The sequence below is a fragment of the Streptomyces sp. TG1A-60 genome (genome assembly GCF_037201975.1).
Classification (GTDB): domain Bacteria; phylum Actinomycetota; class Actinomycetes; order Streptomycetales; family Streptomycetaceae; genus Streptomyces.
Genome location: NZ_CP147520.1, coordinates 6394621 through 6418503, shown reverse-complemented (window position 1 = coordinate 6418503; position 23883 = coordinate 6394621). Strand labels below are relative to the sequence as shown.

At 70.3% G+C, this 23883-nt stretch carries 24 protein-coding genes; 10 read left to right on the top strand and 14 right to left on the bottom strand.

Annotated features, from left to right (window positions below; translation table 11 throughout):
• Window positions 1-3 precede the first annotated feature (3 nt).
• From dapD to WBG99_RS27930, 3 genes are all read right to left on the bottom strand, one after another.
• Window positions 4-993, bottom strand: coding sequence for a 2,3,4,5-tetrahydropyridine-2,6-dicarboxylate N-succinyltransferase (gene dapD, locus WBG99_RS27940; protein WP_338898953.1), 990 nt, complete (start codon window positions 991-993; stop codon window positions 4-6).
• 272 nt (window positions 994-1265) lie between these two features.
• Entirely contained in the window at window positions 1266-1802 is a 537-nt protein-coding gene (locus WBG99_RS27935) for a TetR family transcriptional regulator (protein WP_338898952.1), read from the bottom strand.
• The gene (locus tag WBG99_RS27930) at window positions 1802-2122 is read right to left on the bottom strand and encodes a multidrug efflux SMR transporter (RefSeq protein WP_338898951.1); all 321 of its coding nucleotides are present in this window, start codon (window positions 2120-2122) and stop codon (window positions 1802-1804) included. The genes WBG99_RS27935 and WBG99_RS27930 overlap by 1 nt, the downstream gene beginning before the upstream one ends.
• Window positions 2123-2485: 363 nt before the next feature.
• Here WBG99_RS27930 and WBG99_RS27925 point away from each other — a divergent pair, with 363 nt between their 5' ends.
• On the top strand, window positions 2486-3403 hold the full coding sequence (locus tag WBG99_RS27925; protein ID WP_338898950.1) for an AbfB domain-containing protein: 918 nt from the start codon (window positions 2486-2488) through the stop codon (window positions 3401-3403).
• Window positions 3404-3473: 70 nt separating this feature from the next.
• On the opposite strand, the gene WBG99_RS27920 is transcribed toward WBG99_RS27925, so the two are convergent.
• From WBG99_RS27920 to WBG99_RS27885, 8 genes are all read right to left on the bottom strand, one after another.
• A complete protein-coding gene (locus WBG99_RS27920; RefSeq protein ID WP_338898949.1) occupies window positions 3474-3806 on the bottom strand; it encodes a metal-sulfur cluster assembly factor in 333 nt (110 codons plus the stop codon).
• Window positions 3803-4270, bottom strand: a complete 468-nt coding sequence (gene sufU / locus WBG99_RS27915) for a Fe-S cluster assembly sulfur transfer protein SufU (protein ID WP_338898948.1) — start codon at window positions 4268-4270, stop codon at window positions 3803-3805. Before sufU ends, WBG99_RS27920 begins: the two co-directional genes overlap by 4 nt.
• Window positions 4271-4286: 16 nt before the next feature.
• The gene (locus WBG99_RS27910; protein ID WP_338898947.1) at window positions 4287-5543 is read right to left on the bottom strand and encodes a cysteine desulfurase; all 1257 of its coding nucleotides are present in this window, start codon (window positions 5541-5543) and stop codon (window positions 4287-4289) included.
• The gene (gene sufC / locus WBG99_RS27905; protein ID WP_338898946.1) at window positions 5540-6304 is read right to left on the bottom strand and encodes a Fe-S cluster assembly ATPase SufC; all 765 of its coding nucleotides are present in this window, start codon (window positions 6302-6304) and stop codon (window positions 5540-5542) included. Before sufC ends, WBG99_RS27910 begins: the two co-directional genes overlap by 4 nt.
• 6 nt (window positions 6305-6310) lie before the next feature.
• Window positions 6311-6631, bottom strand: a complete 321-nt coding sequence (locus WBG99_RS27900) for a bifunctional 3-phenylpropionate/cinnamic acid dioxygenase ferredoxin subunit (protein ID WP_338898945.1) — start codon at window positions 6629-6631, stop codon at window positions 6311-6313.
• Complete coding sequence (sufD, locus tag WBG99_RS27895) at window positions 6631-7848, bottom strand: Fe-S cluster assembly protein SufD (RefSeq protein ID WP_338898944.1); 1218 nt, start codon at window positions 7846-7848, stop codon at window positions 6631-6633. The genes WBG99_RS27900 and sufD overlap by 1 nt, the downstream gene beginning before the upstream one ends.
• Window positions 7849-7932: 84 nt before the next feature.
• On the bottom strand, window positions 7933-9357 hold the full coding sequence (gene sufB, locus WBG99_RS27890; protein WP_338898943.1) for a Fe-S cluster assembly protein SufB: 1425 nt from the start codon (window positions 9355-9357) through the stop codon (window positions 7933-7935).
• Window positions 9354-10085: a metalloregulator ArsR/SmtB family transcription factor gene (locus WBG99_RS27885; protein WP_338898942.1), complete on the bottom strand. Its 732-nt coding sequence runs from the start codon at window positions 10083-10085 to the stop codon at window positions 9354-9356. Before WBG99_RS27885 ends, sufB begins: the two co-directional genes overlap by 4 nt.
• 161 nt (window positions 10086-10246) lie before the next feature.
• On the opposite strand from WBG99_RS27885, the gene WBG99_RS27880 reads away from it, so the two are divergent.
• The 4 genes from WBG99_RS27880 (at window position 10247) to WBG99_RS27865 (ending at window position 13864) form a co-directional block, all read left to right on the top strand.
• Window positions 10247-11080: an AAC(3) family N-acetyltransferase gene (locus tag WBG99_RS27880; protein ID WP_338898941.1), complete on the top strand. Its 834-nt coding sequence runs from the start codon at window positions 10247-10249 to the stop codon at window positions 11078-11080.
• A 10-nt stretch (window positions 11081-11090) separates the two neighbouring features.
• A complete protein-coding gene (locus tag WBG99_RS27875; RefSeq protein WP_338898940.1) occupies window positions 11091-12014 on the top strand; it encodes an ABC transporter ATP-binding protein in 924 nt (307 codons plus the stop codon).
• Window positions 12011-12778 carry an ABC transporter permease gene (locus WBG99_RS27870; protein WP_338898939.1) on the top strand — a complete coding sequence of 256 codons (768 nt, stop codon included), beginning with the start codon at window positions 12011-12013 and terminating at the stop codon, window positions 12776-12778. The genes WBG99_RS27875 and WBG99_RS27870 overlap by 4 nt, the downstream gene beginning before the upstream one ends.
• A 69-nt stretch (window positions 12779-12847) precedes the next feature.
• Window positions 12848-13864, top strand: a complete 1017-nt coding sequence (locus tag WBG99_RS27865) for a COX15/CtaA family protein (protein ID WP_338898938.1) — start codon at window positions 12848-12850, stop codon at window positions 13862-13864.
• 176 nt (window positions 13865-14040) lie between these two features.
• On the opposite strand, the gene WBG99_RS27860 is transcribed toward WBG99_RS27865, so the two are convergent.
• The 3 genes from WBG99_RS27860 to WBG99_RS27850 form a co-directional block, all read right to left on the bottom strand.
• Entirely contained in the window at window positions 14041-15147 is a 1107-nt protein-coding gene (locus WBG99_RS27860) for an amidohydrolase family protein (RefSeq protein WP_338898937.1), read from the bottom strand.
• Window positions 15148-15205: 58 nt separating this feature from the next.
• Window positions 15206-15568, bottom strand: coding sequence for a hypothetical protein (locus WBG99_RS27855; RefSeq protein WP_338898936.1), 363 nt, complete (start codon window positions 15566-15568; stop codon window positions 15206-15208).
• Between the two features lie 145 nt (window positions 15569-15713).
• Window positions 15714-16670, bottom strand: a complete 957-nt coding sequence (locus WBG99_RS27850; RefSeq protein WP_338898935.1) for a heme o synthase — start codon at window positions 16668-16670, stop codon at window positions 15714-15716.
• Window positions 16671-17044: 374 nt separating this feature from the next.
• Between WBG99_RS27850 and tkt the strand changes: the two genes are divergently transcribed.
• Genes tkt through pgl form a run of 5 tightly spaced genes read left to right on the top strand, consistent with a single transcriptional unit; the run spans window position 17045 to window position 23821 of the window.
• Entirely contained in the window at window positions 17045-19132 is a 2088-nt protein-coding gene (gene tkt / locus WBG99_RS27845; RefSeq protein WP_338898934.1) for a transketolase, read from the top strand.
• 36 nt (window positions 19133-19168) lie between these two features.
• The gene (gene tal, locus WBG99_RS27840) at window positions 19169-20287 is read left to right on the top strand and encodes a transaldolase (protein ID WP_338898933.1); all 1119 of its coding nucleotides are present in this window, start codon (window positions 19169-19171) and stop codon (window positions 20285-20287) included.
• 5 nt (window positions 20288-20292) lie between these two features.
• Window positions 20293-21816, top strand: a complete 1524-nt coding sequence (gene zwf / locus WBG99_RS27835) for a glucose-6-phosphate dehydrogenase (protein ID WP_338898932.1) — start codon at window positions 20293-20295, stop codon at window positions 21814-21816.
• Complete coding sequence (gene opcA / locus WBG99_RS27830; protein ID WP_338898931.1) at window positions 21813-23042, top strand: glucose-6-phosphate dehydrogenase assembly protein OpcA; 1230 nt, start codon at window positions 21813-21815, stop codon at window positions 23040-23042. Before zwf ends, opcA begins: the two co-directional genes overlap by 4 nt.
• The gene (gene pgl, locus WBG99_RS27825; protein ID WP_338898930.1) at window positions 23039-23821 is read left to right on the top strand and encodes a 6-phosphogluconolactonase; all 783 of its coding nucleotides are present in this window, start codon (window positions 23039-23041) and stop codon (window positions 23819-23821) included. The genes opcA and pgl overlap by 4 nt, the downstream gene beginning before the upstream one ends.
• Window positions 23822-23883 lie beyond the last annotated feature (62 nt).

The window sequence follows — 23883 nt, the reverse complement described above, 5'->3', positions numbered from 1 at the left end:
TGATCAGTTGTGGCTGTGCAGGATCTCGTTCAGGCCGCCCCAGACCGCGTTGTTCGGGCGGGCCTCGACGGTGCCGGTGACCGAGTTGCGGCGGAACAGGATGTTGGACGCGCCGGACAGCTCGCGGGCCTTGACGACCTGCCCGTCGGGCATGGTGACGCGGGTGCCGGCGGTGACGTAGAGGCCGGCCTCGACGACGCACTCGTCGCCGAGGGCGATCCCGACGCCCGCCTCGGCGCCGACCAGGCAGCGCTCGCCGACGGAGATGATGACGTTGCCGCCGCCGGAGAGGGTGCCCATGGTGGAGGCGCCGCCGCCGATGTCCGAGCCGTCGCCGACCACGACACCGGCGGAGATCCGGCCCTCGACCATCGACGTGCCGAGGGTGCCCGCGTTGAAGTTGACGAAGCCCTCGTGCATGACCGTGGTGCCCTCGGCGAGGTGCGCGCCGAGGCGGACGCGGTCGGCGTCGGCGATCCGGACGCCCTTGGGGGCCACGTAGTCCGTCATGCGCGGGAACTTGTCGACGGACGTGACCTGGAGGTGCAGGCCCTCGGCGCGGGCGTTGAGCCGCACCTTCTCGAGGTCGTCGACGGCGACCGGGCCGAGCGAGGTCCAGGCGACGTTGGCGAGGAGGCCGAAGATGCCGTCCAGGCTCTGGCCGTGCGGCTTGACCAGGCGGTGCGAGAGCAGGTGCAGACGCAGGTAGGCGTCGTGCGTGTCGATCGGCTTCTCGTCGAGCGAGGAGATGACCGTACGGACCGCGACGACGTCGACGCCCCGGCGCGCGTCCTGGCCGATCGCCGCGGTCGCGCCGCCGCCCAGCAGCTCCGCCGCCTCCTCGGCGGAGAGCCGCGCCGTGCCGGACGGGCCCGGCTCGGCGGAGAGCTCGGGCGCGGGGAACCAGGTGTCGAGAACAGTGCCGTCGGCGGCGATCGTGGCGAGGCCGGCGGCCACGGCGCCGGTGGTGCGAGGAGCAGTCGTGTCGGTCATGAGGGCAACCTAACCGCCCAGGGCCCGTGCGGGCCAACCCACGGCGGGGACGTCTCAGGGTCCGGTCCGCACCGGACATGCAGGTGAGGGAGTACGCGGGTGCCCCTCCGCCATGAGCTGCGCGGACTTCCGCGGCCGGGAGCCGCCCGGCTCTCGCGCAGCCGCCCCGGGTCCGGCACGGCGCGCGCGTCGGCGCCGCTCGGGTGCTGCGGAGGAGTGGCCGCTCGCCCGGTCGGGTTCACGCGTCGCTCGACGGCGTCCCGGGAGAGCCTTCAGGGAATGATCCGTGCCAGGACCTCTCGTGCGTACTCCTCGTCGTACGGCGCCCCGGTCAGCAGCACTTGCAGGCAGATCCCGTCGATCAGCGCCACCAGCGCCCGCGCCGTCACCGCGTCGGTGCGGCGGGCGAGGCAGTCGGCGAAGCCCCGGCCCCACTCGTCGGCGACGGGCCGGAGGGCGGGCCGGCGCAGGGCGGCGAGGTAGAGCTCGTACTCCACCTCCACACCCGTACGGTCGCCGGCGAGCCATTCACTGCCCAGCGCGGCGAGTTCGGCGGCGAGGTCGGTACCGGGGTCCCGCAGGGCGTCACGGGCGGCCACGGACTTCGCGAAGCCGTCGTTGGCCTGCCGCAGGGCGGCGACCGTCAGGTCGTCGAGGGTCTTGAAGTGGTACGTCGTCGAGCCGAGCGGTACGTCCGCCTCGGCGGCCACGGTCCGGTGGCTCAGCCCGGCGATGCCCCTGCGTCCGACGACCCGGATCGCCGCGTCGATGATCCGCTGCCGCCGCTCGGGGTCGTGGCGCCGGGCCATCAGTGGGCGCCTCCCAGGTTGAGCACCACCACACCCGCGATGATCAGCACGATCCCCGCGACCTTGGCGAAGCTCAGCCCCTCCCCGAAGAGCACCAACCCGAGCGCGGCGACGCTCGCGGTGCCGACGCCGGACCAGATGGCGTACGCGGTGCCGATCGACATCGACTTCAGCGCCTGGGCGAGCAGGACGAAGGAGACGAGGTATCCCACACCGGTCACCAGCGACGGCCACAACTTGCTGAAGCCCTCGCTGTACTTCATGGCGGTGGTGGCGGCCACTTCGGCGGCTATGGCGCCGGTGAGCAACAGGTATCCCATGTGTACGATCGTACACATCACGCGTACGGCCGTACGCACGGGCGGAGTTCAGCACCGGGAGCCCCCGAGCCGCACGGATCGGACCGTACCGCCACATTCACGGACGGCTTCGGGGCGATCGTCCGTACCAATGACCTCTACGCGCATCACGAACGGTCAGGAGGCCGCCGTTTCGGGGCCGTTCCGTTATGGAAGCACTGGCTGAAAGCACTCCCCGGACACCACTCGGTCCACTACTGTTTCACCGGTCAAGCTCCCGGATGTGGCGACCTCGACGGTCTCGCGCACCGGTCGCGTCTGGCTCCTCCCTGTCGAACCCATGACGATTCGCGTCCGCTCTTGGCGACGCCGAAGGAACCGCGCATGCCGCCAACTAAGCCCGGACCTGATCCGGAACGGACCACGCCCAACCTCCCCGCGCTCAGACCCGCGAAGGTGTGGGAGACCGGTGTCGCCCCGAACGACACCCGCATACCGGGCACGCGCCGCCTCTGGCTGGCCGGCGCCCTGGCCCTTGCCGTGGTCTCCTCCTGTGTGACCGCGCTCATGCTGCAGGACTCGGGACATGACGACTCGTCACAGAACGACGGCCGCACCACCGCCGCCGACGACGACCGGGTCCTGCCCTCCCTCTCCCTCCCGCCCACCTCGCCCCCCGCGACCTCGGCGCCGGACGGCAAGAGCGGCCTGTCGGAGCCCCAGGAGGCCAAGGACAGCTCGAAGAACGGCGAGGGCGCGGACAAGGACTCCGACGACGCGAAGGAGCCCGGCTCGTCCGAGAGCCAGCAGGGCGGCGCCAAGCCGACGGACGAGCCGTCGAAGTCGGCCACGCCCACCAGGAAGCCGCCGTCCACCACCTCCCTCAAATCCGTACGGTCCGTCAACTACCCGGACCGCTACTGGCATCTGCGGAGCGGTGTGATCCAGCTGGACCAGGTGAGTTCCCGCAGCGGCAGCGAGACCCGGGAGGACTCCTCCTTCAAGGTCGTCTCCGGTCTCGCGAACTCCTCCTGCTACTCCTTCCGCATGGCGGACGGCCGCTACGTTCGGCACGCGAGCTTCGTGCTCCGCGCGGCCAGCCACGACGGCTCCCACCTCTTCAAGCAGGACGCCACCTTCTGCCCCCGCTCCGCGTACGCGGACTCGGTCATGCTGGAGTCGGTGAACTACCCCGGCTACTTCGTCCGCCACCGGAACTTCCAGCTCCGCCTCGACCGCTACGAACACAGCGGTCACTTCCTCGCGGACGCCTCGTACCAACTGGTGAAGGGCCTGTCCTGACCGGCCGTTCACCGGACATGGGTGTGGCCCCCGGCGTATCGCCGGGGGCCACACCCATGTCCGGTGGATCTCAGACGTTGAACCCGAGCGCCCGAAGCTGCTCGCGGCCGTCGTCCGTGATCTTGTCGGGACCCCACGGGGGCATCCAGACCCAGTTGATGCGCAGTTCGCTCACGATACCGTCCGTGGCGGACTTGGCCTGGTCCTCGATGACGTCCGTCAGCGGGCAGGCCGCGGAGGTCAGGGTCATGTCGATCGTCGCGATGTTCGCGTCGTCGACGTGGATGCCGTAGATGAGGCCGAGGTTGACGACGTCGATGCCCAGCTCGGGGTCGACGACGTCGTACAGGGCCTCACGGACCTCCTCCTCGGAGGCCGGCTTCATCTCCACGGTGTCGCTCATGCCGTCTTCCTTTCGGCGTCGGCTCCGCCCAGCGCCTGGGCCGTCGCGTCCTTCCACGCCATCCAGCTGAGGAGGGCGCACTTGACCCGGGCCGGGTACTTGGAGACACCGGCGAACGCGACCGCGTCCTCCAGCACCTCCTCCATCGCGTCGTCCGGCTCGATCTTCCCCTTGGACTGCATCAGCTCCAGGAAGGTCTCCTGGATTTTCCGCGCCTCCGACAGGTCCTTGCCGACGAGGAGGTCGTTCAGCACGGAGGCCGAGGCCTGGCTGATCGAGCAGCCCTGGCCCTCGTACGAGACGTCCCGAACGGTCGTGCCCTCGTACTTCACGCGCAGGGTGATCTCGTCGCCGCACGTCGGGTTCACGTGGTGCACCTCGGCGTCGCCATCCCGCAAGCCCCGCCCATGCGGGTTCTTGTAGTGGTCCAGGATGACTTCCTGGTACATCGAATCCAGCTTCATGCGATCGCTCGTCCCCTCAGCCGAAGAAGTTCCGTACGTGCTCCAGGCCTTCGGCCAGGGCATCGATCTCGGCCGGCGTGGAGTACAGATAGAACGACGCTCGGGTGGTCGCGGGAATTCCGTAGCGCAGGCAGACGGGGCGGGCGCAGTGGTGGCCCACCCGGACCGCGATGCCCTGCTCGTCGAGAACCTGGCCCACGTCGTGCGGGTGGATGTCGCCGAGCGTGAAGGAGATCGCCGCCCCCCGGTCCTCGGCCGTCGCCGGGCCGATGATCCTCAGGTCGGGTACCTCGGCCAGCTTCTTCACCGCGTACTCGGTGAGCGCGTGCTCATGGGCGAGGATCTTGTCCATGCCGATCGACTGCAGATAGTCGATCGCCGCGCCCAGGCCCACCGCCTGCGCGATCGGCGGGGTGCCCGCCTCGAACTTGTGCGGGGCGGGAGCGTAGGTCGACGAGTGCATCGACACCGTCTCGATCATCTCCCCACCGCCGAGGAACGGTGGCAGGTCCTCCAGGAGTTCCTGGCGGCCCCAGAGCACGCCGATGCCCGTCGGACCGCACATCTTGTGGCCGGTGAAGGCCACGAAGTCGGCCTGGAGGGCCTGGACGTCCAGCGGCATGTGCGGCGCGGCCTGCGAGGCGTCGACGCAGACGAGAGCGCCGACCTCCTGTGCCCGGCGCACGATCGCCTCGACGGGGTTGACCGTGCCCAGGATGTTGGACACCAGCACGAAGGAGACGATCTTCGTCTTCTCCGTGATGATCTCGTCGATGTTGGAGAGGTCGAGGCGGCCGTCGTCGGTCAGCCCGAACCACTTCACCTTCGCGCCCGTGCGCTGCGAGAGCAGCTGCCACGGCACGATGTTGGAGTGGTGCTCCATCTCCGTGATGACGATCTCGGTCTCGGAGTCCACCCGGTAGGGCTCGTCGGCCCAGCCGAGCATGTTCGCCACGAGGTTCAGCGACTCGGAGGCGTTCTTGGTGAAGATCACCTCGTTGCGGCTGGGCGCGTTGACGAACGCGGCGACCTTGTCGCGCGCGCCCTCGTACAGCGCCGTGGCCTCCTCGGCGAGCACATGCACACCGCGGTGGACGTTGGCGTTGTAGCGCTCGTAGTACTCGTTCAGGGCGTCCAGTACCTGGCGCGGCTTCTGCGAGGTCGCCGCGTTGTCCAGGTACACGAGCTTCTGACCGTCGTGGACCTGACGGTCCAGGATCGGGAAGTCCTTGCGGATCGCCTCTGTGTCGAGGAGGCCCGGCAGCTGTGTCACTCGGATGCCCCACCCTTCGTGTATGCCTCGTAGCCCTCGTTCTCCAGCTTGTCGGCGAGCTCGGCGCCACCGGACTCGACGATCCTGCCGCCGGAGAAGACGTGTACGTGATCGGGCTTGATGTAGCGCAGGATGCGCGTGTAGTGCGTGATCAGCAGGGTGCCGACCTCGCCGGTCTCGCGGACGCGGTTGACGCCCTCGGAGACGACCCGGAGCGCGTCGACGTCCAGACCGGAGTCCGTCTCGTCGAGGATCGCGACCTTCGGGCGGAGCAGTTCGAGCTGGAGGATCTCGTGGCGCTTCTTCTCACCGCCGGAGAAGCCCTCGTTGACGTTGCGCTCGGCGAAGGCGGGGTCCATGTTGAGGCGCTGCATGGCCTCCTTGACCTCCTTCACCCAGGTGCGCAGCTTGGGGGCCTCGCCGCGGATCGCGGTGGCGGAGGTGCGCAGGAAGTTGGAGACCGAGACGCCGGGGACCTCGACCGGGTACTGCATCGCCAGGAACAGACCCGCGCGGGCGCGCTCGTCGACGGACATCTCCAGGACGTCCTCGCCGTCGAGCAGCACGGTGCCGCCGGTGATCGTGTACTTCGGGTGACCCGCGAGCGAGTAGGCGAGAGTCGACTTGCCCGAGCCGTTGGGGCCCATGATGGCGTGCGTCTCGCCCTGCTTCACGGTGAGGTCGACGCCCTTGAGGATCTCCTTCGTGGCGTTGTCGGCCTCGACGGTGACGTGCAGGTCTCGGATTTCAAGCGTTGCCATGGGTGCTCAGGACTCCTGGGTGAGGGAGACGAGCACGTCGTCCCCTTCGATCTTTACGGGGTATACGGGGACGGGGCTCGTCGCGGGAAGGCCGGACGGCTTGCCGGTGCGGAGGTCGAACGCGGAGCCGTGCAGCCAGCACTCGATCTGGCAGTCCTCCACCTCGCCCTCGGAGAGCGAGACGTTCGCGTGGGAGCAGATGTCGTGGATGGCGAACACCTCGCCCTCGGTCTGTACGACCGAGACCGGCGTGCCGTCGAGTTCCACCCGCTTCGGGGTGCCCTCCTCCAGCTCGCTCAGCCCGCAGGCGCGTACGTAGGTGGTCATCAGACCGACGCCTCCAGCTCCTCGTCGATCTTCACGAGAAGGCGCTCTTCGATGTCGTCGATGCCGATCTGCTGGACCAGCTCGGCGAAGAACCCGCGCACGACGAGACGGCGGGCCTCCTCGGCCGGGATGCCGCGGGCCATCAGGTAGAAGAGCTGCTCGTCGTCGAAGCGGCCGGTCGCCGAGGCGTGTCCGGCGCCGACGATCTCGCCGGTCTCGATCTCCAGGTTCGGCACCGAGTCGACCCGGGCGCCGTCCGTCAGGACGAGGTTCCGGTTCATCTCGTAGGTGTCCGTGCCCTCGGCCTTGGCCTCGATGAGCACGTCGCCGATCCACACCGCGTGGGCACCGTCGCCCTGGAGCGCGCCCTTGTAGACCACGTTCGACCTGCAGTGCGGGGTGTTGTGGTCGACCAGGAGGCGGTGCTCCTGGTGCTGCCCCTTGTCGGTGAAGTAGAGCCCGAACAGCTCGGCCTCGCCGCCGGTGCCGGCGTAGGAGACGCGCGGGTGGAGGCGTACGACGTCGCCGCCGAAGGTCACCACGATGGACTTGAAGCTCGCGTCGCGGCCGATGAGGGCGTTGTGCTGGGCCACGTGCACGGCCGTGTCGTCCCAGTCCTGGACGGAGACGACGGTCAGCTTGGCGCCGTCGCCGAGGACGAAGTCGACGTTAACGGCGATCACCGCGTCGCCGGTGTGGTCCATGACCACGACGGCCTCGGCGAAGTCGCCCAGCTCGATGAGCTGGTGCCCGTAGGCCACGCCGCCCTCGCCGTGCACGGCGATACGGATCGGCTCGGTGATCACCGTCTCCTTGGGGACGGTGATCACACCGGCCCGCTCGAAGGCCGAGTACGCCTGGGCGGCGACACGGTCCGCGGGGGTGCCGGCCTTGCCGAGGCGCGGGTCGTCACGGCCGACGAGCTCCTCGATGACGCCCTCGGGCACCTGGACGTCGACCTTCACGCCGGGGCCGGTGGCGACGGCGGTGCCGTCGTGCAGCCCGCGCAGGCGCTCCAGCGGGGTGAACCGCCACTCCTCCTCACGGCCGTGCGGCACCGGGAAGTCCGCCACGTCGAAGGACGGGGGCGCGCTCATGCGCGTGGCGACGGTCGACTCGGCGGCCACCGCGATCGAGCCGGCGGTGGTGGAGCCCACCGGTAGGGGTCCCCCCGCCTGAACGGAGTTGAGGGTGGGGGCGTTCTGAGCCTCAGCCATGGCTGTCGGTCTGCTCTCTTCCTGCGTGTTGCGATCCTCGGCCCGCCAGGAAGGCGGGCCGCTGGCTGCTGATCCGGTGGCGCGTCAGCCGACCGCGCCTTCCATCTGCAGCTCGATCAGCCGGTTGAGCTCCAGCGCGTACTCCATCGGCAGCTCCTTCGCGATCGGCTCGACGAAGCCGCGCACGATCATCGCCATCGCCTCGAACTCGCTCAGGCCACGGCTCATCAGATAGAAGAGCTGGTCCTCGGAGACCTTGGAGACGGTCGCCTCGTGGCCCATGGACACGTCGTCCTCGCGGACGTCGACGTACGGGTAGGTGTCCGAGCGGGAGATCGTGTCCACGAGCAGCGCGTCGCACAGCACGTTCGACTTGGAGCCGGGGGCGCCCTCGCCGATCTCGATGAGACCCCGGTAGGAGGTGCGACCGCCGCCCCGGGCCACCGACTTGGAGACGATGTTCGAGGATGTGTTCGGGGCCATGTGGACCATCTTGGCGCCGGCGTCCTGGTGCTGGCCCTCGCCCGCGAAGGCGATGGAGAGGGTCTCGCCCTTGGCGTGCTCGCCCATCAGGTAGACGGCCGGGTACTTCATCGTCACCTTGGAGCCGATGTTGCCGTCGACCCACTCCATGGTCGCGCCCTCGTAGGCGACGGCGCGCTTGGTGACCAGGTTGTAGACGTTGTTCGACCAGTTCTGGATGGTCGTGTAGCGGCAGCGGGCGTTCTTCTTGACGATGATCTCGACGACCGCGGAGTGCAGCGAGTCCGACTTGTAGATCGGGGCCGTGCAGCCCTCGACGTAGTGCACGTAGGCACCCTCGTCGACGATGATCAGGGTCCGCTCGAACTGGCCCATGTTCTCCGTGTTGATACGGAAGTAGGCCTGGAGCGGGATCTCCACGTGCACGCCCTTCGGCACGTAGATGAAGGAGCCACCGGACCACACGGCGCTGTTCAGCGACGCGAACTTGTTGTCGCCGACCGGGATGACGGTCCCGAAGTACTCCTTGAAGAGCTCCGGGTGCTCCCTCAGCGCGGTGTCGGTGTCGAGGAAGATGACGCCCTGCTCCTCCAGGTCCTCGCGGATCTGGTGGTAGACGACCTCCGACTCGTACTGCGCGGCGACACCGGCGACGAGGCGCTGCTTCTCCGCCTCGGGGATGCCGAGCTTGTCGTAGGTGTTCTTGATGTCCTCGGGCAGGTCCTCCCAGGACTCCGCCTGCTTCTCCGTGGAGCGCACGAAGTACTTGATGTTGTCGAAGTCGATGCCCGACAGGTCCGAGCCCCAGTTCGGCATGGGCTTCTTCTCGAAGAGCTTCAGGCCCTTGAGGCGGAGCTTGGTCATCCACTCCGGCTCGGACTTCTTGCCGGAGATGTCGAGGACGACGTCCTCGTTCAGACCGCGCTTCGCAGCGGCACCGGCCTCGTCGGAGTCCGCCCAGCCGTATTCGTACTTACCCAGGCCCTCGAGTTCGGGGTGGGCAGTCTCCTCGATGGGGAGAGTCATGCGGGGTTCCTCCCGGCCGTGCTTGCAGATGCGTTGGTGGCTGTCTTGGAAACTCTGGGGATGAACGTCGTGCAGACGCCGTCGCCGTGAGCGATGGTGGCCAGCCGCTGGACGTGCGTACCGAGCAGTTCGGCGAAGAGCTCCGTCTCGGCCTCGCAGAGCTGCGGGAACTGCTCGGCGACATGGGCTACCGGGCAGTGGTGCTGGCAGAGCTGCTCACCCCGGTGGGGGTGGGGCGCGCTGCGCGCCGTAGCAGCGTACCCGTCGGCACTCAAGGCCTTGGCCAGGGCTTCGGTCCTCTGATCGGGGGCCGCGGCATCGACGGCCGTACGGTAGGCGCCGGCCTGGGCGGCGACCCGGTCGCGGGCGAAGGCGGCGACTGCCTGCTCCCCGCCCTCCCGGTCCGCTATCCAGCGGAGCGCGTCCGCCGCGAGCTTGTCGTACGACTGGTCGAAGGCGTCGCGTCCGCAGTCCGTCAGGGCGAACACCTTGGCGGGGCGCCCCCGCGTCCGCGCGCCGTAGACGCGCTGCTCACGCGGTTGTACGACGTCGTCGGCGACCAGCGCGTCGAGGTGCCGGCGGACGGCCGCCTGGGTCAGCCCCAGGCGCCCGGCGAGGTCGGTCACGGTGGACGGGCCGTGGTCCAGGATGGACCGCGCGACCCGGTTGCGTGTCGACCGCTCCCCGGTCGCGAGTTCCTCCTGCGGAACCTCGCCCACCTTTTTCACAACGCCATTGTTGCGTAATTCCGCAGAGCCCGGCAACCCGCGCCCGGATCACCCGGCGGTGCCGTGCGTCACTAAGGCATACCTAAATTGACCTGCGGGAACGATCACTGATCGATCAAACGGGTGGCGCCGCGAAGGCCACTCCGGGAGACTGCCACACCATGGCGACGACCCCTCCCACCGGCCCTCTTGTCACCCGCGTCGGCCTGGCCGCGGACCTGCGCACCGCCGGTGTCGAGCCCGGCGAGACCCTCCTGGCGCACTCCTCGCTCAGCGCGCTCGGCTGGGTCTGCGGAGGTGCCGTGACCGTCGTCCAGGCGCTGCTCGACGCCCTCGGTCCGGAGGGCACCCTGGTCGTCCCCAGCCAGACCGGCCAGCTCTCCGACCCGGCCCTGTGGGCGTTCCCGCCGGTGCCCGAGGCCTGGTGGGAGCGGATCCGGGCCACCATGCCCGCCTACGACCCGCGCGTCACACCCACCCGAGGGGTCGGCGTCATCCCCGAGACCGTACGGACCTGGCCGGGAGCCCTGCGCAGCGCGCACCCCCAGACGTCCTTCGCGGCCATCGGCCCGCGCGCGGCGGCGATCCTCGCCGACCACGCCCCCGACTGCCGCCTCGGCGAGCGCAGCCCCCTGGCCCGGCTGGAGGAGGAGGGCGCCCGCGTGCTCCTGCTCGGCACGGGCTACGACACCTGCACCAGCTTCCACCTCGCCGAGTACCGGATCCCCTCGCCCCTGGTCGAGGTCGGCCGCCCCGGCCCGGACGGCTGGGAGGTGGTGACCGAGGTGTCGATCGACTCGGACCGGTTCGACGAGCTGGGGTACGACTTCGAGCGCGACCACGGCATCCTGCGGACCAGGGTGGGCGCGGCGGACGTACGTCTGTTCCCGGTGGCCGACGCGGTGGCGTACGCCGAGCGCTGGCTCCCGACGCACCGTCCCCGTGAGGAGGAGATCTCCGGACCCGCCCGTCTCGGCACCCTGCCGCGTACCTAGACTCGGCCCCATGCGAAGTGACCCCGTGGTCCAGGTCCGGTCCCTGGTGAAGCGGTACGGCGACAAGACCGCGGTGGACGGCCTCGACCTGGCGGCCGGAGCAGGCGTCACCGCCGTGCTCGGCCCCAACGGCGCGGGGAAGACGACCACGATCGAGACCTGTGAGGGCTTCCGTAAGCCGGATTCCGGCTCGGTGTCCGTCCTCGGCCTCGATCCGGTCCGCCAGGCCGCGGCGCTGCGCCCCCGGATCGGCGTGATGCTCCAGTCCGGCGGCGTCTACTCCGGCGCCCGCGCCGACGAGATGCTGCGGCACGTTGCCCGGCTGCACGCCCACCCCCTCGATGTGGACGCCCTCATCGAGCGCCTGGGCCTCGACGGCTGCGGCCGTACGACCTACCGGCGGCTCTCCGGCGGGCAGCAGCAGCGGCTGGCCCTCGCGATGGCCGTGGTCGGCCGCCCCGAGCTGGTCTTCCTCGACGAGCCGACCACCGGCCTCGACCCGCAGGCCCGCCGGGCGACCTGGGGGCTCGTCCGGGATCTGCGCGCGGACGGCGTCGCCGTCATCCTGACCACGCACTACATGGACGAGGCCGAGCAGCTCGCCGACGACGTCGCGATCATCGACGCCGGCCGCGTCATCGCCCAGGGCACACCCGAGGAGCTGTGCCGGGGCGGCGCCGAGAACACCCTGCGCTTCACCGGCCGCCCGGCCCTCGACGTCGGCTCCCTGCTGAAGGCCCTCCCGGCGGACTCCGCCGCCGTCGAACTGACGCCCGGCGTCTACCGGGTGACCGGCAAGATCAACCCGCAGCTCCTCGCGACCGTCACCTCCTGGTGCGCCCAGCACGGGGTGATGCCGGACAGGATCTCGGTGGAACGGCACACCCTCGAAGACGTGTTCCTGGAGCTGACGGGTAAGGAGCTGCGCTCATGAGCGTGGGCACGTACACGCCGAAGCCGGGCGCCGCCCCCCTCTCCCGCATGATCGCGGCGCAGGCGGCGCTGGAGACGAAGATGCTGCTGCGCAACGGCGAGCAGCTGCTCCTGACGGTCGTCATCCCCACCCTGCTGCTGGTCCTCTTCGGCTCGGTGGACATCGTCGACACGGGCGAGGGCAGGGCGGTCGACTTCCTGACCCCCGGCGTCCTGGCGCTCGCCGTGATGTCGACGGCGTTCACCGGCCAGGCCATCGCCACCGGCTTCGAGCGCCGCTACGGCGTCCTGAAGCGGCTGGCCGTCTCACCGCTCCCCCGCTGGGGTCTGATGACCGCGAAGACCCTGTCCGTGCTGGTCACGGAGATCCTCCAGGTCGTCCTCCTGACGGTGATCGCCTTCGCGATGGGCTGGTCCCCGCACGGCAGCCCCCTGGCCGTCCTGCTCCTCCTCGTCCTCGGTACGGCCGCCTTCTCGGGCCTCGGCCTGCTGATGGCGGGCACGCTGAAGGCGGAGGCGACACTGGCGGCGGCGAACCTGGTCTTCCTGCTGCTGCTCGTGGGCGGTGGCGTCGTGGTGTCGCTGGACAAGTTCCCGGACGCGGCGCAGAGCGTGCTCGGACTGCTGCCGATCGCCGCCCTCTCCGACGGTCTGCGGGACGTCCTCCAGCACGGCGCCGCGATGCCGTGGGGCGACCTCGGGATCCTCGCCGTGTGGGCGGCGCTGGGGCTCGGTGCCGCCGCCCGGTTCTTCCGCTGGGAGTGAGCGCGGGTCACGGCGGCGGTCCCTGGCCGGCCCACCCCTCGTGAACGCGTGCACAAGCGGCGGCCTACCATGGTGCGCGTGCCGAAAGTGACCCGCGACGACGTCGTCTCCGCTGCGCGCAACCCGCTCGCCTTCATCGCCGAACGCTGGACCCCGGATCCCCGAACGGTCCGGCGCGCGGCCCTCGCCGCCCTCGTCATGGCGGTGGTCATCGTGGTGACCGGCGGTGCCGTGCGGCTCACCGGGTCGGGCCTCGGCTGCCCGACCTGGCCCAAGTGCACCGAGGACTCGCTCACCGCCACCCGCGCGATGGGCGTGCACGGTGTCATCGAGTTCGGCAACCGCATGCTGACGTACGTGCTGTGCGCGGCGGTCGGCTGGGCGATCATCGCCGCACGCTCTCAGAAGCCGTACCGGCGCGACCTCACCCAGCTGGGCTGGACGCAGTTCTGGGTCGTCATGGGCAACGCTGTGCTCGGCGGCATCGTCGTCCTGGTGGGCCTCAACCCGTACACGGTGGCCGCGCACTTCCTGCTCTCGACCGCGCTCATCGCCGTGGCCGTGGTGATGTGGCACCGCACCGGCGAGAGCGACACCGCGCCGCGTCCCCTGGTCGGCGGGGCGGTGCGGCAGCTGGTGTGGATCCTGGTCGGCGTCACCGTGCTGCTGATCGCGGTGGGCACGGTCGTCACCGGCGCGGGTCCGCACGCCGGTGACTCCAGCGAGGTCGAGCGCATCCCCCTGAACTGGGAGAACGTCACAAAACTGCACGCCGTCCTGGCCTGGATCGTGGTGACCCTGGCCTTCGCCCTGTGGTTCGTCCTCAAGGCGGTCGACGCCCCCACGGACCCACTGCGCCGCACCCGCGACCTGTTTTTGATCCTCCTCGCCCAGGGCGCCCTGGGCTACGTCCAGTACTTCACCGACCTCCCCGAAGTCCTGGTCGGCGCCCACATGTTCGGCTCCTGCCTGGTATGGATCGCCACTCTCCGGGTCCTGCTGTCCCTGCGGGAGAGGCCGGCGGACGACGTGGTGGCCGTGCCGGGCCCGGCGGCGGTGGAGACACCGGTCGCCGCGCGCGGCTGAGTCAGCCGTACGCCGCCACCAGGCCGTCGCTCGCCGGCCGAGGAACCGCCAGGTCGGCTCGTGCGTTCGACCAGTGTCGCGGTGTTTGTCGCGGAGCCGGGCAACTCGACGGTCCCGTCGCTGCGTGTCATGCGCCCGGTCTGTACAGCCGCCGCCGGTCCCGTACACCCGACGGCTCACTCCAGCCCGTACACCCGCCGCGCGTTGCCCGCCGCGATCAGCCCCGCCACGCGCTGCGCGTCCGCCGGCGACCAGGCGCCCTCCGCCACCCAGGTCCCCAGCACCCGCGCCAGCGCCTCGCGGAACAGCCGGGCCCCGACCACATGCAGCTCGGGCAGACCGTGGGCACCGCTGGAGAAGAGGAGCTTGCCGAAGGGGGCCAGTTCGAGGACCTCGGCGAGTACGGCGGCGGCGCGGGCACCGGTACGGACGAGTTCGGCGCCCAGGTCGGCGTAGACGTGCGGGAAGACGCCGGCGAGGTGGGCCGCGTGGCGGTGGTACGGGTAACCGTGCAGCAGGACCAGATCCGTGCCGAGGCCCGCCGTCACGCGGACGAAGTCGGTGAGCAGGACGGGGTCCGTACGGTCGATGCGCAGGCCCGGTTCGCCGAGCCCGGCGTGGAGCTGGAGGGGGCGGCCGGAGGCGACCGCGATCCACAGCAGATGGCGCAGGAGGACCGGGTCGGTGAGCGCCCCGCCGACCGGCCGGTGCGCGAGCCAGCGCCCCGCCGCGCCCCGCACCTCCCCCGGGCCGGGTGGTTCGGGCACGAGCGCCAGGCCGTGCCGTACGCCCGCCACCGACGCGAAGGCGACCGCGTTCGCCGCCGCCGCGTGCACCGACTCGGCGAGGTTGGCCAGGAACGACTCCACGGTGCCGGAGGTGTCGGCGACCTGTTCGGCGAGGAGTTCGAGACGGACGATCTCGTGTGCGTCCGCGTCCGCGCCGGAGGCCATCTCGCTCGGGCCGGTGAGGTCGCCGGGCCGCCCGGTGTCGACGAGGTAGGTGGTGATGCCGCTGCCCCGCAGGAGTCTGCGGCCCGCCTCCAGGACGCCCAGTTCGCGGCGCCGGGCGAGATAGCGGGCCGGTGGGCAGTGCGGCTCCAGGCCCAGCAGGGGCGGGCACCAGCGGCGTACCGCGAAGCCCGTCTGGGTGTCGAAGAAGGTGGTGCCGGGCGCCGGCGGGCCCTCGCTGTGGGCGAGGTGGGCCTCGAAGGTGCCGAGGCCCAGCTCCGTCCTCAGCACGCCGTGGCAGTACTGGTCCACGAGGGACGGTGTTTCGATCATCCGGACTCCCCGTCGCTGGACCCGTGTGCTCCCACAGGTCCTAACGGGTGAGCCGGGCTCAGGTGTTGCTGTTGCTCGGTCCGCCGACCTGGATTCCGGCCATCCGCGACCACTCGTACGGGCCGGTCCTGACCTTGGCCGCGAACTCGCCGTCGAAGTCCTCGTGCGCGGTGACGCCGGCCTTCTTCACGGCCTCCTCTGCGATCGCGTACGAGGGTGCCACGAGGTCGCCCCAGCCGCCGTCCTCGCCGACGAGGACGATGCGCGCTCCGAGTTGGCCGAGGTAGGCGACGTGGGCCTCGGCGCCGCCGTGGGCCTTGGCGAAGCCGCCGATCTGCCTGGCCAGCTTGGCCGCCCTGCGCTCGGCCTTCGCGGCGGCCTTGGCGTCCGTGGCCTCGTCTACCTGCTTGGTGTCTGCCATGGTCAGGATGCTACCGATGGGTATCCGCGGGGGCCACGGGCGGGGTGCGTGGGCTTGGCCACTCAGCGTCGCGCGTCGCTGTGGCTGCGCGGGGCGGGTTCTTCGGGAGCCGCTGGCGCGGTTCCCGGCGCCCCTACGGGGGCACTCAGCGGAGGAAGGGGTCCACCGCCACCGCCACGAACAGCAGAGACACATACGTGATCGACCAGTGGAACAGCCGCATCTCCTTCAGCTTGCCGCCGGTCGCGCCGGACTTCGCCCGGTTCTGGAGGGCGTGAGCCTCCCAGAGCCACCAGCCGCCCGTCAGCAGGGCCACCGAGGTGTAGAACAAGCCCGTGTAACCGAGCGGAGTCAGCATCAGCGACACCGCGACCATCACCCAGCTGTAGACGACGATCTGCCGCGCGACCACCTTGTTGGAGGCGACCACCGGGAGCATCGGGACGCCGACGCGGGCGTAGTCGTCCTTCACCTTCATGGACAGGGGCCAGTAGTGCGGCGGGGTCCAGAAGAAGATGACGAGGAAGAGGATGACGGCGGCCCAGGACATCGAGTCGGTGACCGCGGACCAGCCGATGAGAACCGGCATGCAGCCGGCGATGCCGCCCCACACGATGTTCTGGGACGTACGCCGTTTGAGGATCATCGTGTAGACGACGACGTAGAAGAGGAGCGCCCCGAGCGACAGCCAGGCGGACAGCCAGTTGACGAGGAGGCCGAACCAGACGGTGGAGACGACGGCGAGGGTGATGCCGAAGACGAGGCCCTCACGCGGGGTCACCATGCCCGTGACGAGGGGGCGCTGCGACGTGCGCTCCATGAGGGCGTCGATGTCGCGGTCGATGTACATGTTGAGCGCGTTGGCGCCGCCCGCCGAGAGGTAGCCGCCGACGCAGGTGGCGAGCACCAGCCAGAGGTCCGGGACGCCCTGCTCCGCGAGGAACATCACCGGAACCGTGGTGATCAGCAGAAGCTCGATGATCCGCGGCTTCGTGAGCGCCACGAACGCCTTGACGCGGGCCCCGAACGGCCGCTGGCCCCGGCTGCTGCTTGCGCTGCTCGCACCAAGCACTCCCGGTGGACGGGATTCGACGGCCGTCACGCACACCCCTGACAGAGACATCCCAGCAAGCCTCCGGATGTGAACTCCCCGTAACGGCTCGCGCGTACCACGCCACTGTAGACGTTGCCCAGAGTCGGCCTTCCAACGGGGTCGGGTCGTGTTGGGAGGCACCCGGCGGTGAGCCGGACACGCTTCGGTTGAGCAGTCGGACGAGCGGCTCCGTATTGAGATGTCGAACGACGGAGCCCCCTGGTCTCACCATGCGGAACGCCGGTCGGGAGGCGGATCCGGGACGGTCCCGGCAGTCTGGAATGACTCGAAAAGACGCGCGTTCCCACGGGGGTAGGCTCGACAGCGGCCGGTGCCGTGAAGAACACCGGCACGAGACATGTGGAGAGGAGCCCTGACCCAGGGTGAGCACCAAGCCGACCACTACAGAACTCGCGTGGACCGCATTGGACCAGCGGGCCGTCGACACCGCCCGCGTCCTGGCCGCCGACGCCGTACAGAAGGTCGGCAACGGCCATCCGGGTACGGCGATGAGCCTGGCGCCCGCCGCGTACACCCTCTTCCAGAAGGTGATGCGCCACGACCCCGCCGACCCCGACTGGGTGGGCCGTGACCGGTTCGTCCTGTCCGCGGGCCACTCCTCACTGACCCTGTACATCCAGCTGTACCTGGGCGGCTTCGGACTGGAGCTGGCGGACCTGGAGTCCTTCCGCACCTGGGGTTCGAAGACCCCGGGCCACCCGGAGTACGGGCACACCAAGGGCGTCGAGACGACGACCGGGCCGCTCGGCCAGGGTGTCGCCAACGCCGTGGGCATGGCCATGGCCGCCCGCTACGAGCGCGGTCTGTTCGACCCGGAGACCCCGCGGGGCGAGTCGCCGTTCGACCACCACGTCTTCGTGATCGCCGGTGACGGCTGCCTCCAGGAGGGCATCTCCGCCGAGGCGTCGTCGCTGGCCGGCCACCAGAAACTCGGCAACCTGGTCCTGCTGTGGGACGACAACCACATCTCGATCGAGGGCGACACCGAGACGGCCGTCTCCGAGGACGTGACCAAGCGGTACGAGGCGTACGGCTGGCACGTGCAGCGGGTGGAGCCGAAGGAGAACGGCGACCTCGACCCGGCCGCGCTGTTCGAGGCGATCGAGGCCGCGAAGGCGGTCACCGACAAGCCGTCGTTCATCGCGATGCGCTCGATCATCGCCTGGCCGGCCCCGAACGCCCAGAACACCGAGGCCGCGCACGGCTCGGCGCTCGGCGCGGACGAGGTCGCGGCCACCAAGCGGGTCCTCGGCTTCGACCCGGAGAAGGACTTCGAGGTCTCCGACGAGGTCATCCGCCACACGCGCGCCCTCGGCGAGCGTGGCCGTGAGGCGCGGGCCGTCTGGGAGAAGCAGCTCCAGGAGTGGCGCGACGGCAACGCCGAGCGGGCCGCCGAGTTCGACCGGATCAGCGCGGGCGAGCTGCCCGAGGGCTGGGAGACGCACCTGCCGGAGTTCGAGACGGGCAAGGGTGTCGCCACCCGTGCCGCGTCCGGCAAGGTCCTGCAGGCGCTCGGCGCGGTCATCCCCGAGCTGTGGGGCGGCTCCGCCGACCTCGCCGGTTCGAACAACACGACGATCGACAAGACGTCGTCCTTCCTCCCGGCGGACAACCCGCTGCCGGAGGCGAACCCGTACGGCCGCACGATCCACTTCGGCATCCGTGAACACGCCATGGCCGCGGAGATGAACGGCATCGCGCTGCACGGCAACACCCGTGTCTTCGGCGGCACGTTCCTCGTGTTCTCCGACTACATGCGCAACGCGGTGCGGCTGTCGGCCCTGATGCACCTGCCGGTGACGTACGTGTGGACGCACGACTCCATCGGGCTCGGCGAGGACGGTCCGACGCACCAGCCGGTCGAGCACCTGGCGGCGCTGCGCGCGATCCCGGGTCTGAACGTGGTCCGCCCGGCCGACGCCAACGAGACGGCGATCGCCTGGCGCGAGATCCTCAGGCGCTGGACCAAGGAGTTCGGCAAGGGCGCGCCGCACGGTCTGGCGCTGACCCGGCAGGGTGTGCCGACGTACGAGGCCGACGAGGGTGCGGCGAAGGGTGGTTACGTGCTCTTCGACGCCGACGGCGGCGAGGCGCAGGTCGTCCTGATCGCCACCGGTTCCGAGGTGCACGTGGCCGTGGAGGCCCGTGAGCGGCTCCAGGCGCAGGGCGTGCCCACCCGGGTGGTGTCCATGCCGTCCGTGGAGTGGTTCGAGGAGCAGGACCAGGGGTACCGGGACAGCGTCCTGCCGCCGGCCGTCAAGGCACGTGTCGCGGTCGAGGCCGGCGTCGGACTGACCTGGCACAAATACGTCGGGGACGCGGGCCGCATCGTTTCGCTGGAGCACTTCGGCGCTTCGGCCGATGGCAAGGTCCTCTTCCGCGAGTTCGGCTTCACCGCCGAGAACGTGGCCGCCGCCGCGCAGGAATCCCTCGCGGCCGCTCAGCGCTGACGTCCATATACGACACGTAGTAGGAGATGGAATTCCATGACAGACGCACTCAAGCGCCTCTCCGACGAAGGCGTGGCGATCTGGCTGGACGACCTGTCGCGCAAGCGCATCACGTCCGGCAACCTCGCCGAGCTGATCGACCAGCAGCACGTCGTGGGCGTCACCACCAACCCGTCGATCTTCCAGAAGGCGATCTCGCAGGGTGACGGCTACGACCAGCAGCTGTCGGACCTCGCCGCCCGCAAGGTCACCGTCGAAGAGGCCATCCGCATGATCACCACGGCGGACGTCCGCGACGCCGCCGACATCCTGCGTCCGGTCTTCGACGCGACCGGCGGCCAGGACGGCCGGGTCTCCATCGAGGTCGACCCGCGCCTGGCGCACCACACGCACGCGACGGTCGCGGAGGCCAGGCAGCTGGCCTGGCTGGTGGACCGCCCGAACACCCTGATCAAGATCCCGGCGACGCGGGCGGGCCTGCCCGCGATCACCGAGACCATCGGCCTCGGCATCAGCGTCAACGTCACGCTGATCTTCTCCCTGGAGCGCTACCGCGCGGTCATGGACGCCTACCTGGCCGGTCTGGAGAAGGCCAAGGAGCGGGGCCTCGACCTGTCGAAGATCCACTCGGTGGCGTCCTTCTTCGTGTCCCGCGTGGACACCGAGATCGACAAGCGCATCGACGCGCTCGGCACCGACGAGGCCAGGGCCGCCCGCGGCAAGGCCGGTGTCGCCAACGCCCGCCTCGCCTACGAGGCGTACGAGGAGGTCTTCGCGACCGACCGCTGGAGCACCCTGGAGAACGCGGGCGCCAACAAGCAGCGTCCGCTGTGGGCCTCGACCGGTGTGAAGGACAAGGCGTACAAGAGCACGCTGTACGTCGACGAGCTGGTCGCGCCGAACACGGTCAACACCATGCCGGAGGCCACGCTGGAGGCCACCGCGGAGAGCGGCGAGATCCGCGGGAACGCGATCTCCGGCACGTACGAGCAGGCGCGTGCCGAGCTGGACGCGGTGGAGAAGCTCGGCATCTCGTACGACGAGGTCGTGCAGCTGCTGGAGGACGAGGGCGTCGAGAAGTTCGAGGCGTCCTGGAACGACCTGCTCAAGTCGACCGAGGCGGAGCTTGAGCGCCTCGCACCCTCGGAGGGCTGAACACCTTGTCGAGCAGCAATCCGCTGCGTGACGCCGTGGACCGACGGCTCCCGCGTATCGCGGGGCCGTCGGGCCTGGTCATCTTCGGCGTCACAGGCGATTTGTCACGTAAAAAGCTGATGCCTGCCGTGTACGACCTCGCCAACCGCGGACTGCTGCCGCCGGGCTTCTCGCTCGTCGGCTTCGCCCGGCGCGAGTGGGCCAACGAGGACTTCGCGCAGGAGGTGCACGACGCGGTCAAGGAACACGCGCGTACGCCGTTCCGTGAGGAGGTCTGGCAGCAGCTCATCCAGGGCATGCGCTTCGTCCAGGGCACCTTCGACGACGACGAGTCCTTCGAGCGGCTGCGCGACACCATCGAGGAGCTGGACAAGGCACAGGGCACGGGCGGCAACTTCGCCTTCTACCTCTCCGTGCCGCCCTCCGCCTTCCCCGTCGTCATCCAGCAGCTGAAGAAGCACGGCCTCGCCGACCAGACCGGTGGTTCCTGGCGGCGCGCGGTCATCGAGAAGCCCTTCGGGCACGACCTGAAGTCGGCCGAGGACCTCAACCGGGTCGTCCACGAGGTCTTCGCCCCGGACCAGGTCTTCCGCATCGACCACTACCTGGGCAAGGAGACCGTCCAGAACATCCTGGCGCTCCGCTTCGCCAACACGATGTTCGAGCCGATCTGGAACCGGTCCTTCGTCGACCACGTACAGATCACGATGGCCGAGGACATCGGCATCGGCGGCCGGGCGGGTTACTACGACGGCATCGGCGCCGCCCGCGACGTCATCCAGAACCACCTCCTCCAGCTGATGGCGCTGACCGCGATGGAGGAGCCCGCCTCCTTCGACGCGGACGCGCTCGCCGCCGAGAAGACCAAGGTGCTCGGCGCGGTGCGGCTGCCGAAGGACCTGGGCCGGGACACCGTGTTCGCGCAGTACGCGGCCGGCTGGCAGGGCGGCGAGAAGGTCATCGGCTACCTCGAAGAGGACGGCATCGACCGCAGGTCGAAGACCGACACGTACGCGGCGATCAAGGTCGAGGTCGACAACCGCCGCTGGGCGGGCGTCCCCTTCTATCTGCGGACGGGCAAACGCCTGGGCCGCCGGGTCACCGAGATCGCGGTCGTCTTCCAGCGGGCGCCCCACTCCCCCTTCGACTCCACCGCCACCGAGGAGCTGGGCCAGAACGCGATCGTCATCCGCGTCCAGCCCGACGAGGGTGTCACCGTCCGTTTCGGCTCCAAGGTCCCCGGCACCTCGATGGAGATCCGGGACGTGTCGATGGACTTCGCGTACGGCGAGTCCTTCACGGAGTCCAGCCCGGAGGCGTACGAGCGGCTGATCCTCGACGTCCTGCTCGGCGACTCGAACCTCTTCCCGCGCACCGAGGAGGTCGAGCTGTCCTGGAGGATCCTCGACCCGATCGAGGAGTACTGGGACAAGCACGGCAGGCCCGCGCAGTACCAGGCGGGCACCTGGGGTCCGGTCGAGGCGGACGAGATGCTCGAACGAGACGGACGGAGCTGGCGCCGGCCATGAAGACGGACCTCACGGACACCACGGCCAGCAAAATCAACAAGGCACTCGTCAAGGGCCGCCGCGCGGTCGGCACTCCGGCCGTCGGCATGGTGCTCACGCTGGTCATCGTGACGGACGAGGAGAACGCGTACGACGCGCTCAAGGCCGCCAACGACGCCTCCCGCGAGCACCCCTCGCGCACGCTCGTGGTCATCAAGCGCGTCTCCCGCTCCCCCCGCGACCGTACGAAGTCCCGCCTCGACGCCGAGGTACGGGTGGGCGCGGACGCCGGCACCGGCGAGACGGTCGTCCTGCGGCTGTACGGCGAGGTCGCCGACCACGCCCAGTCGGTCGTGCTTCCGCTGCTGCTGCCGGACGCGCCGGTCGTGGTGTGGTGGCCGGTCAGCGCGCCCCTGGACCCGGCCCGCGACCCGCTCGGCGCGCTCGCCCAGCGCCGGGTCACCGACAGCTACGCCGCCGAGAAGCCCATCGACGAGCTGCGTGCCCGTGCCGACAACTACGAGCCCGGCGACACCGACCTCGCCTGGACCCGGATCACGCCCTGGCGCTCCATGCTGGCCGCCGCCCTCGACCAGGTGGACTGCGAGGTCATCTCCGCGGAGGTGCGGGGCGAGCAGTACAACCCGAGCGTGGAACTGCTGGCCATGTGGCTGGCGGACCGGCTCCACGTCCATGTGCGGCGCGGGGTGTCGGCCGGCCCCGGTCTGACGGAGGTGCGGATGCTCACGAGCACCGGGCCGATCCGGCTGCACCGCCCGGACGCCGGCCTCGCCACGCTCACACTGGAGGACCAGCCGGACCGCGCGGTGGCGCTGAAGCGCCGCGAGACGTCCGAGCTGCTGACGGAGGAGCTGCGCAGGCTCGACCCGGACGACACGTACGCGTCGGCGCTGCGGTTCGGGGTGGACCGGCTCGGAGGTACGTCGGGGGGCTCGTCCGGGAGCGCGTCGACGGCGGCCACGGCTGCGGCGACCGCGACGGACGGTGCTCCGGGGGCCGTTTCGGCTTCCGGCTCCGAGTCCGGCTCGGTCGGCGCCCCGGCCGCCGCGCCGACCCGGACGTCCGCGCCGGCGTTGCCGTCGGCCGCTCCGTCGGATTGGGCGGGATCGGCCAGTTCGACGGGATCGGCCGCTTCGGCCGCCTCTGTCGCTTCGGCCGGTGTCGGTGACGCCGAGCGGCCCACTCCGGCGCAGATGCCGCCGGTGAAGAAGGCGGCCACGCAGTGAGCACTCCACAGCTGGTCGTGCACCACGACAAGGAGCTGATGGCGCGGGCCGCGGCGGCCCGGCTGATCACCAAGGTCGTGGACGCGCAGGCGTCGCGCGGCTTCGCCTCGGTGGTCCTCACGGGTGGCCGCAACGGCAACGGTCTGCTGGCCGCGCTGGCCGCGGCGCCCGCCCGGGACGCGATCGACTGGGGCCGGCTGGACCTGTGGTGGGGCGACGAGCGGTTCCTCCCGGAGGGTGACGCCGAGCGCAATGTGACCCAGGCCCGTGAGGCGCTGCTGGACTCGGTACCGCTGGACCCGGAGCGGGTGCACGCCATGCCCGCGTCGGACGGGCCGTGGGGTGCCGATGTGGATTCCGGGGCCGCCGCGTACGCGGAGGAGCTGGCGCGTGCGGCGGGGCCCGAGAACCACGGGTCGGTGCCGACGTTCGACGTGCTGATGCTGGGGGTCGGCCCGGACACCCATGTGGCGTCGCTCTTCCCGGAGTTGCCGGCCGTCCGGGAGACCGAGCGGACGGTGGTGGGGGTGCGTGGCGCGCCGAAGCCACCGCCGACGCGGGTCACACTGACCCTGCCGGCGATCCGCGCGGCGCGTGAGGTGTGGCTCCTCGCCGCCGGCGAGGACAAGGCGCGGGCCGCGGCCATCGCCCTCTCGGGAGCGGGGGAGATCCAGGCCCCCGCGGCGGGCGCGTACGGCAGGTCGCGGACCTTGTGGCTCCTGGACGCGGCGGCGGCCTCACAACTGCCGCGCTCGCTCTACCCGCCCGCTTCGCCGTGAGGCGTTGACTTCGCCCTCGCCGACCCCACCCTGCGGATGAGCGGGGTTTCCTCGCGCAGTTC

Excerpts from the sequence above, each read along its gene's own strand:
- WBG99_RS27855 (WP_338898936.1), bottom strand. The coding sequence starts at position 15,568 with ATGGCAGACACCAAGCAGGTAGACGAGGCCACGGACGCCAAGGCCGCC.
- sufU (WP_338898948.1), bottom strand. The coding sequence starts at position 4,270 with ATGAAGCTGGATTCGATGTACCAGGAAGTCATCCTGGACCACTACAAG.
- WBG99_RS27865 (WP_338898938.1), top strand. The coding sequence starts at position 12,848 with ATGGTGCGCGTGCCGAAAGTGACCCGCGACGACGTCGTCTCCGCTGCG.
- WBG99_RS27860 (WP_338898937.1), bottom strand. The coding sequence starts at position 15,147 with ATGATCGAAACACCGTCCCTCGTGGACCAGTACTGCCACGGCGTGCTG.
- WBG99_RS27900 (WP_338898945.1), bottom strand. The coding sequence starts at position 6,631 with ATGACCACCTACGTACGCGCCTGCGGGCTGAGCGAGCTGGAGGAGGGC.
- WBG99_RS27870 (WP_338898939.1), top strand. The coding sequence starts at position 12,011 with ATGAGCGTGGGCACGTACACGCCGAAGCCGGGCGCCGCCCCCCTCTCC.
- sufD (WP_338898944.1), bottom strand. The coding sequence starts at position 7,848 with ATGGCTGAGGCTCAGAACGCCCCCACCCTCAACTCCGTTCAGGCGGGG.
- sufC (WP_338898946.1), bottom strand. The coding sequence starts at position 6,304 with ATGGCAACGCTTGAAATCCGAGACCTGCACGTCACCGTCGAGGCCGAC.
- opcA (WP_338898931.1), top strand. The coding sequence starts at position 21,813 with ATGAAGACGGACCTCACGGACACCACGGCCAGCAAAATCAACAAGGCA.
- WBG99_RS27930 (WP_338898951.1), bottom strand. The coding sequence starts at position 2,122 with ATGGGATACCTGTTGCTCACCGGCGCCATAGCCGCCGAAGTGGCCGCC.
- tal (WP_338898933.1), top strand. The coding sequence starts at position 19,169 with ATGACAGACGCACTCAAGCGCCTCTCCGACGAAGGCGTGGCGATCTGG.
- WBG99_RS27880 (WP_338898941.1), top strand. The coding sequence starts at position 10,247 with ATGGCGACGACCCCTCCCACCGGCCCTCTTGTCACCCGCGTCGGCCTG.
- WBG99_RS27925 (WP_338898950.1), top strand. The coding sequence starts at position 2,486 with ATGCCGCCAACTAAGCCCGGACCTGATCCGGAACGGACCACGCCCAAC.
- WBG99_RS27920 (WP_338898949.1), bottom strand. The coding sequence starts at position 3,806 with ATGAGCGACACCGTGGAGATGAAGCCGGCCTCCGAGGAGGAGGTCCGT.
- sufB (WP_338898943.1), bottom strand. The coding sequence starts at position 9,357 with ATGACTCTCCCCATCGAGGAGACTGCCCACCCCGAACTCGAGGGCCTG.
- WBG99_RS27935 (WP_338898952.1), bottom strand. The coding sequence starts at position 1,802 with ATGGCCCGGCGCCACGACCCCGAGCGGCGGCAGCGGATCATCGACGCG.
- dapD (WP_338898953.1), bottom strand. The coding sequence starts at position 993 with ATGACCGACACGACTGCTCCTCGCACCACCGGCGCCGTGGCCGCCGGC.
- WBG99_RS27875 (WP_338898940.1), top strand. The coding sequence starts at position 11,091 with ATGCGAAGTGACCCCGTGGTCCAGGTCCGGTCCCTGGTGAAGCGGTAC.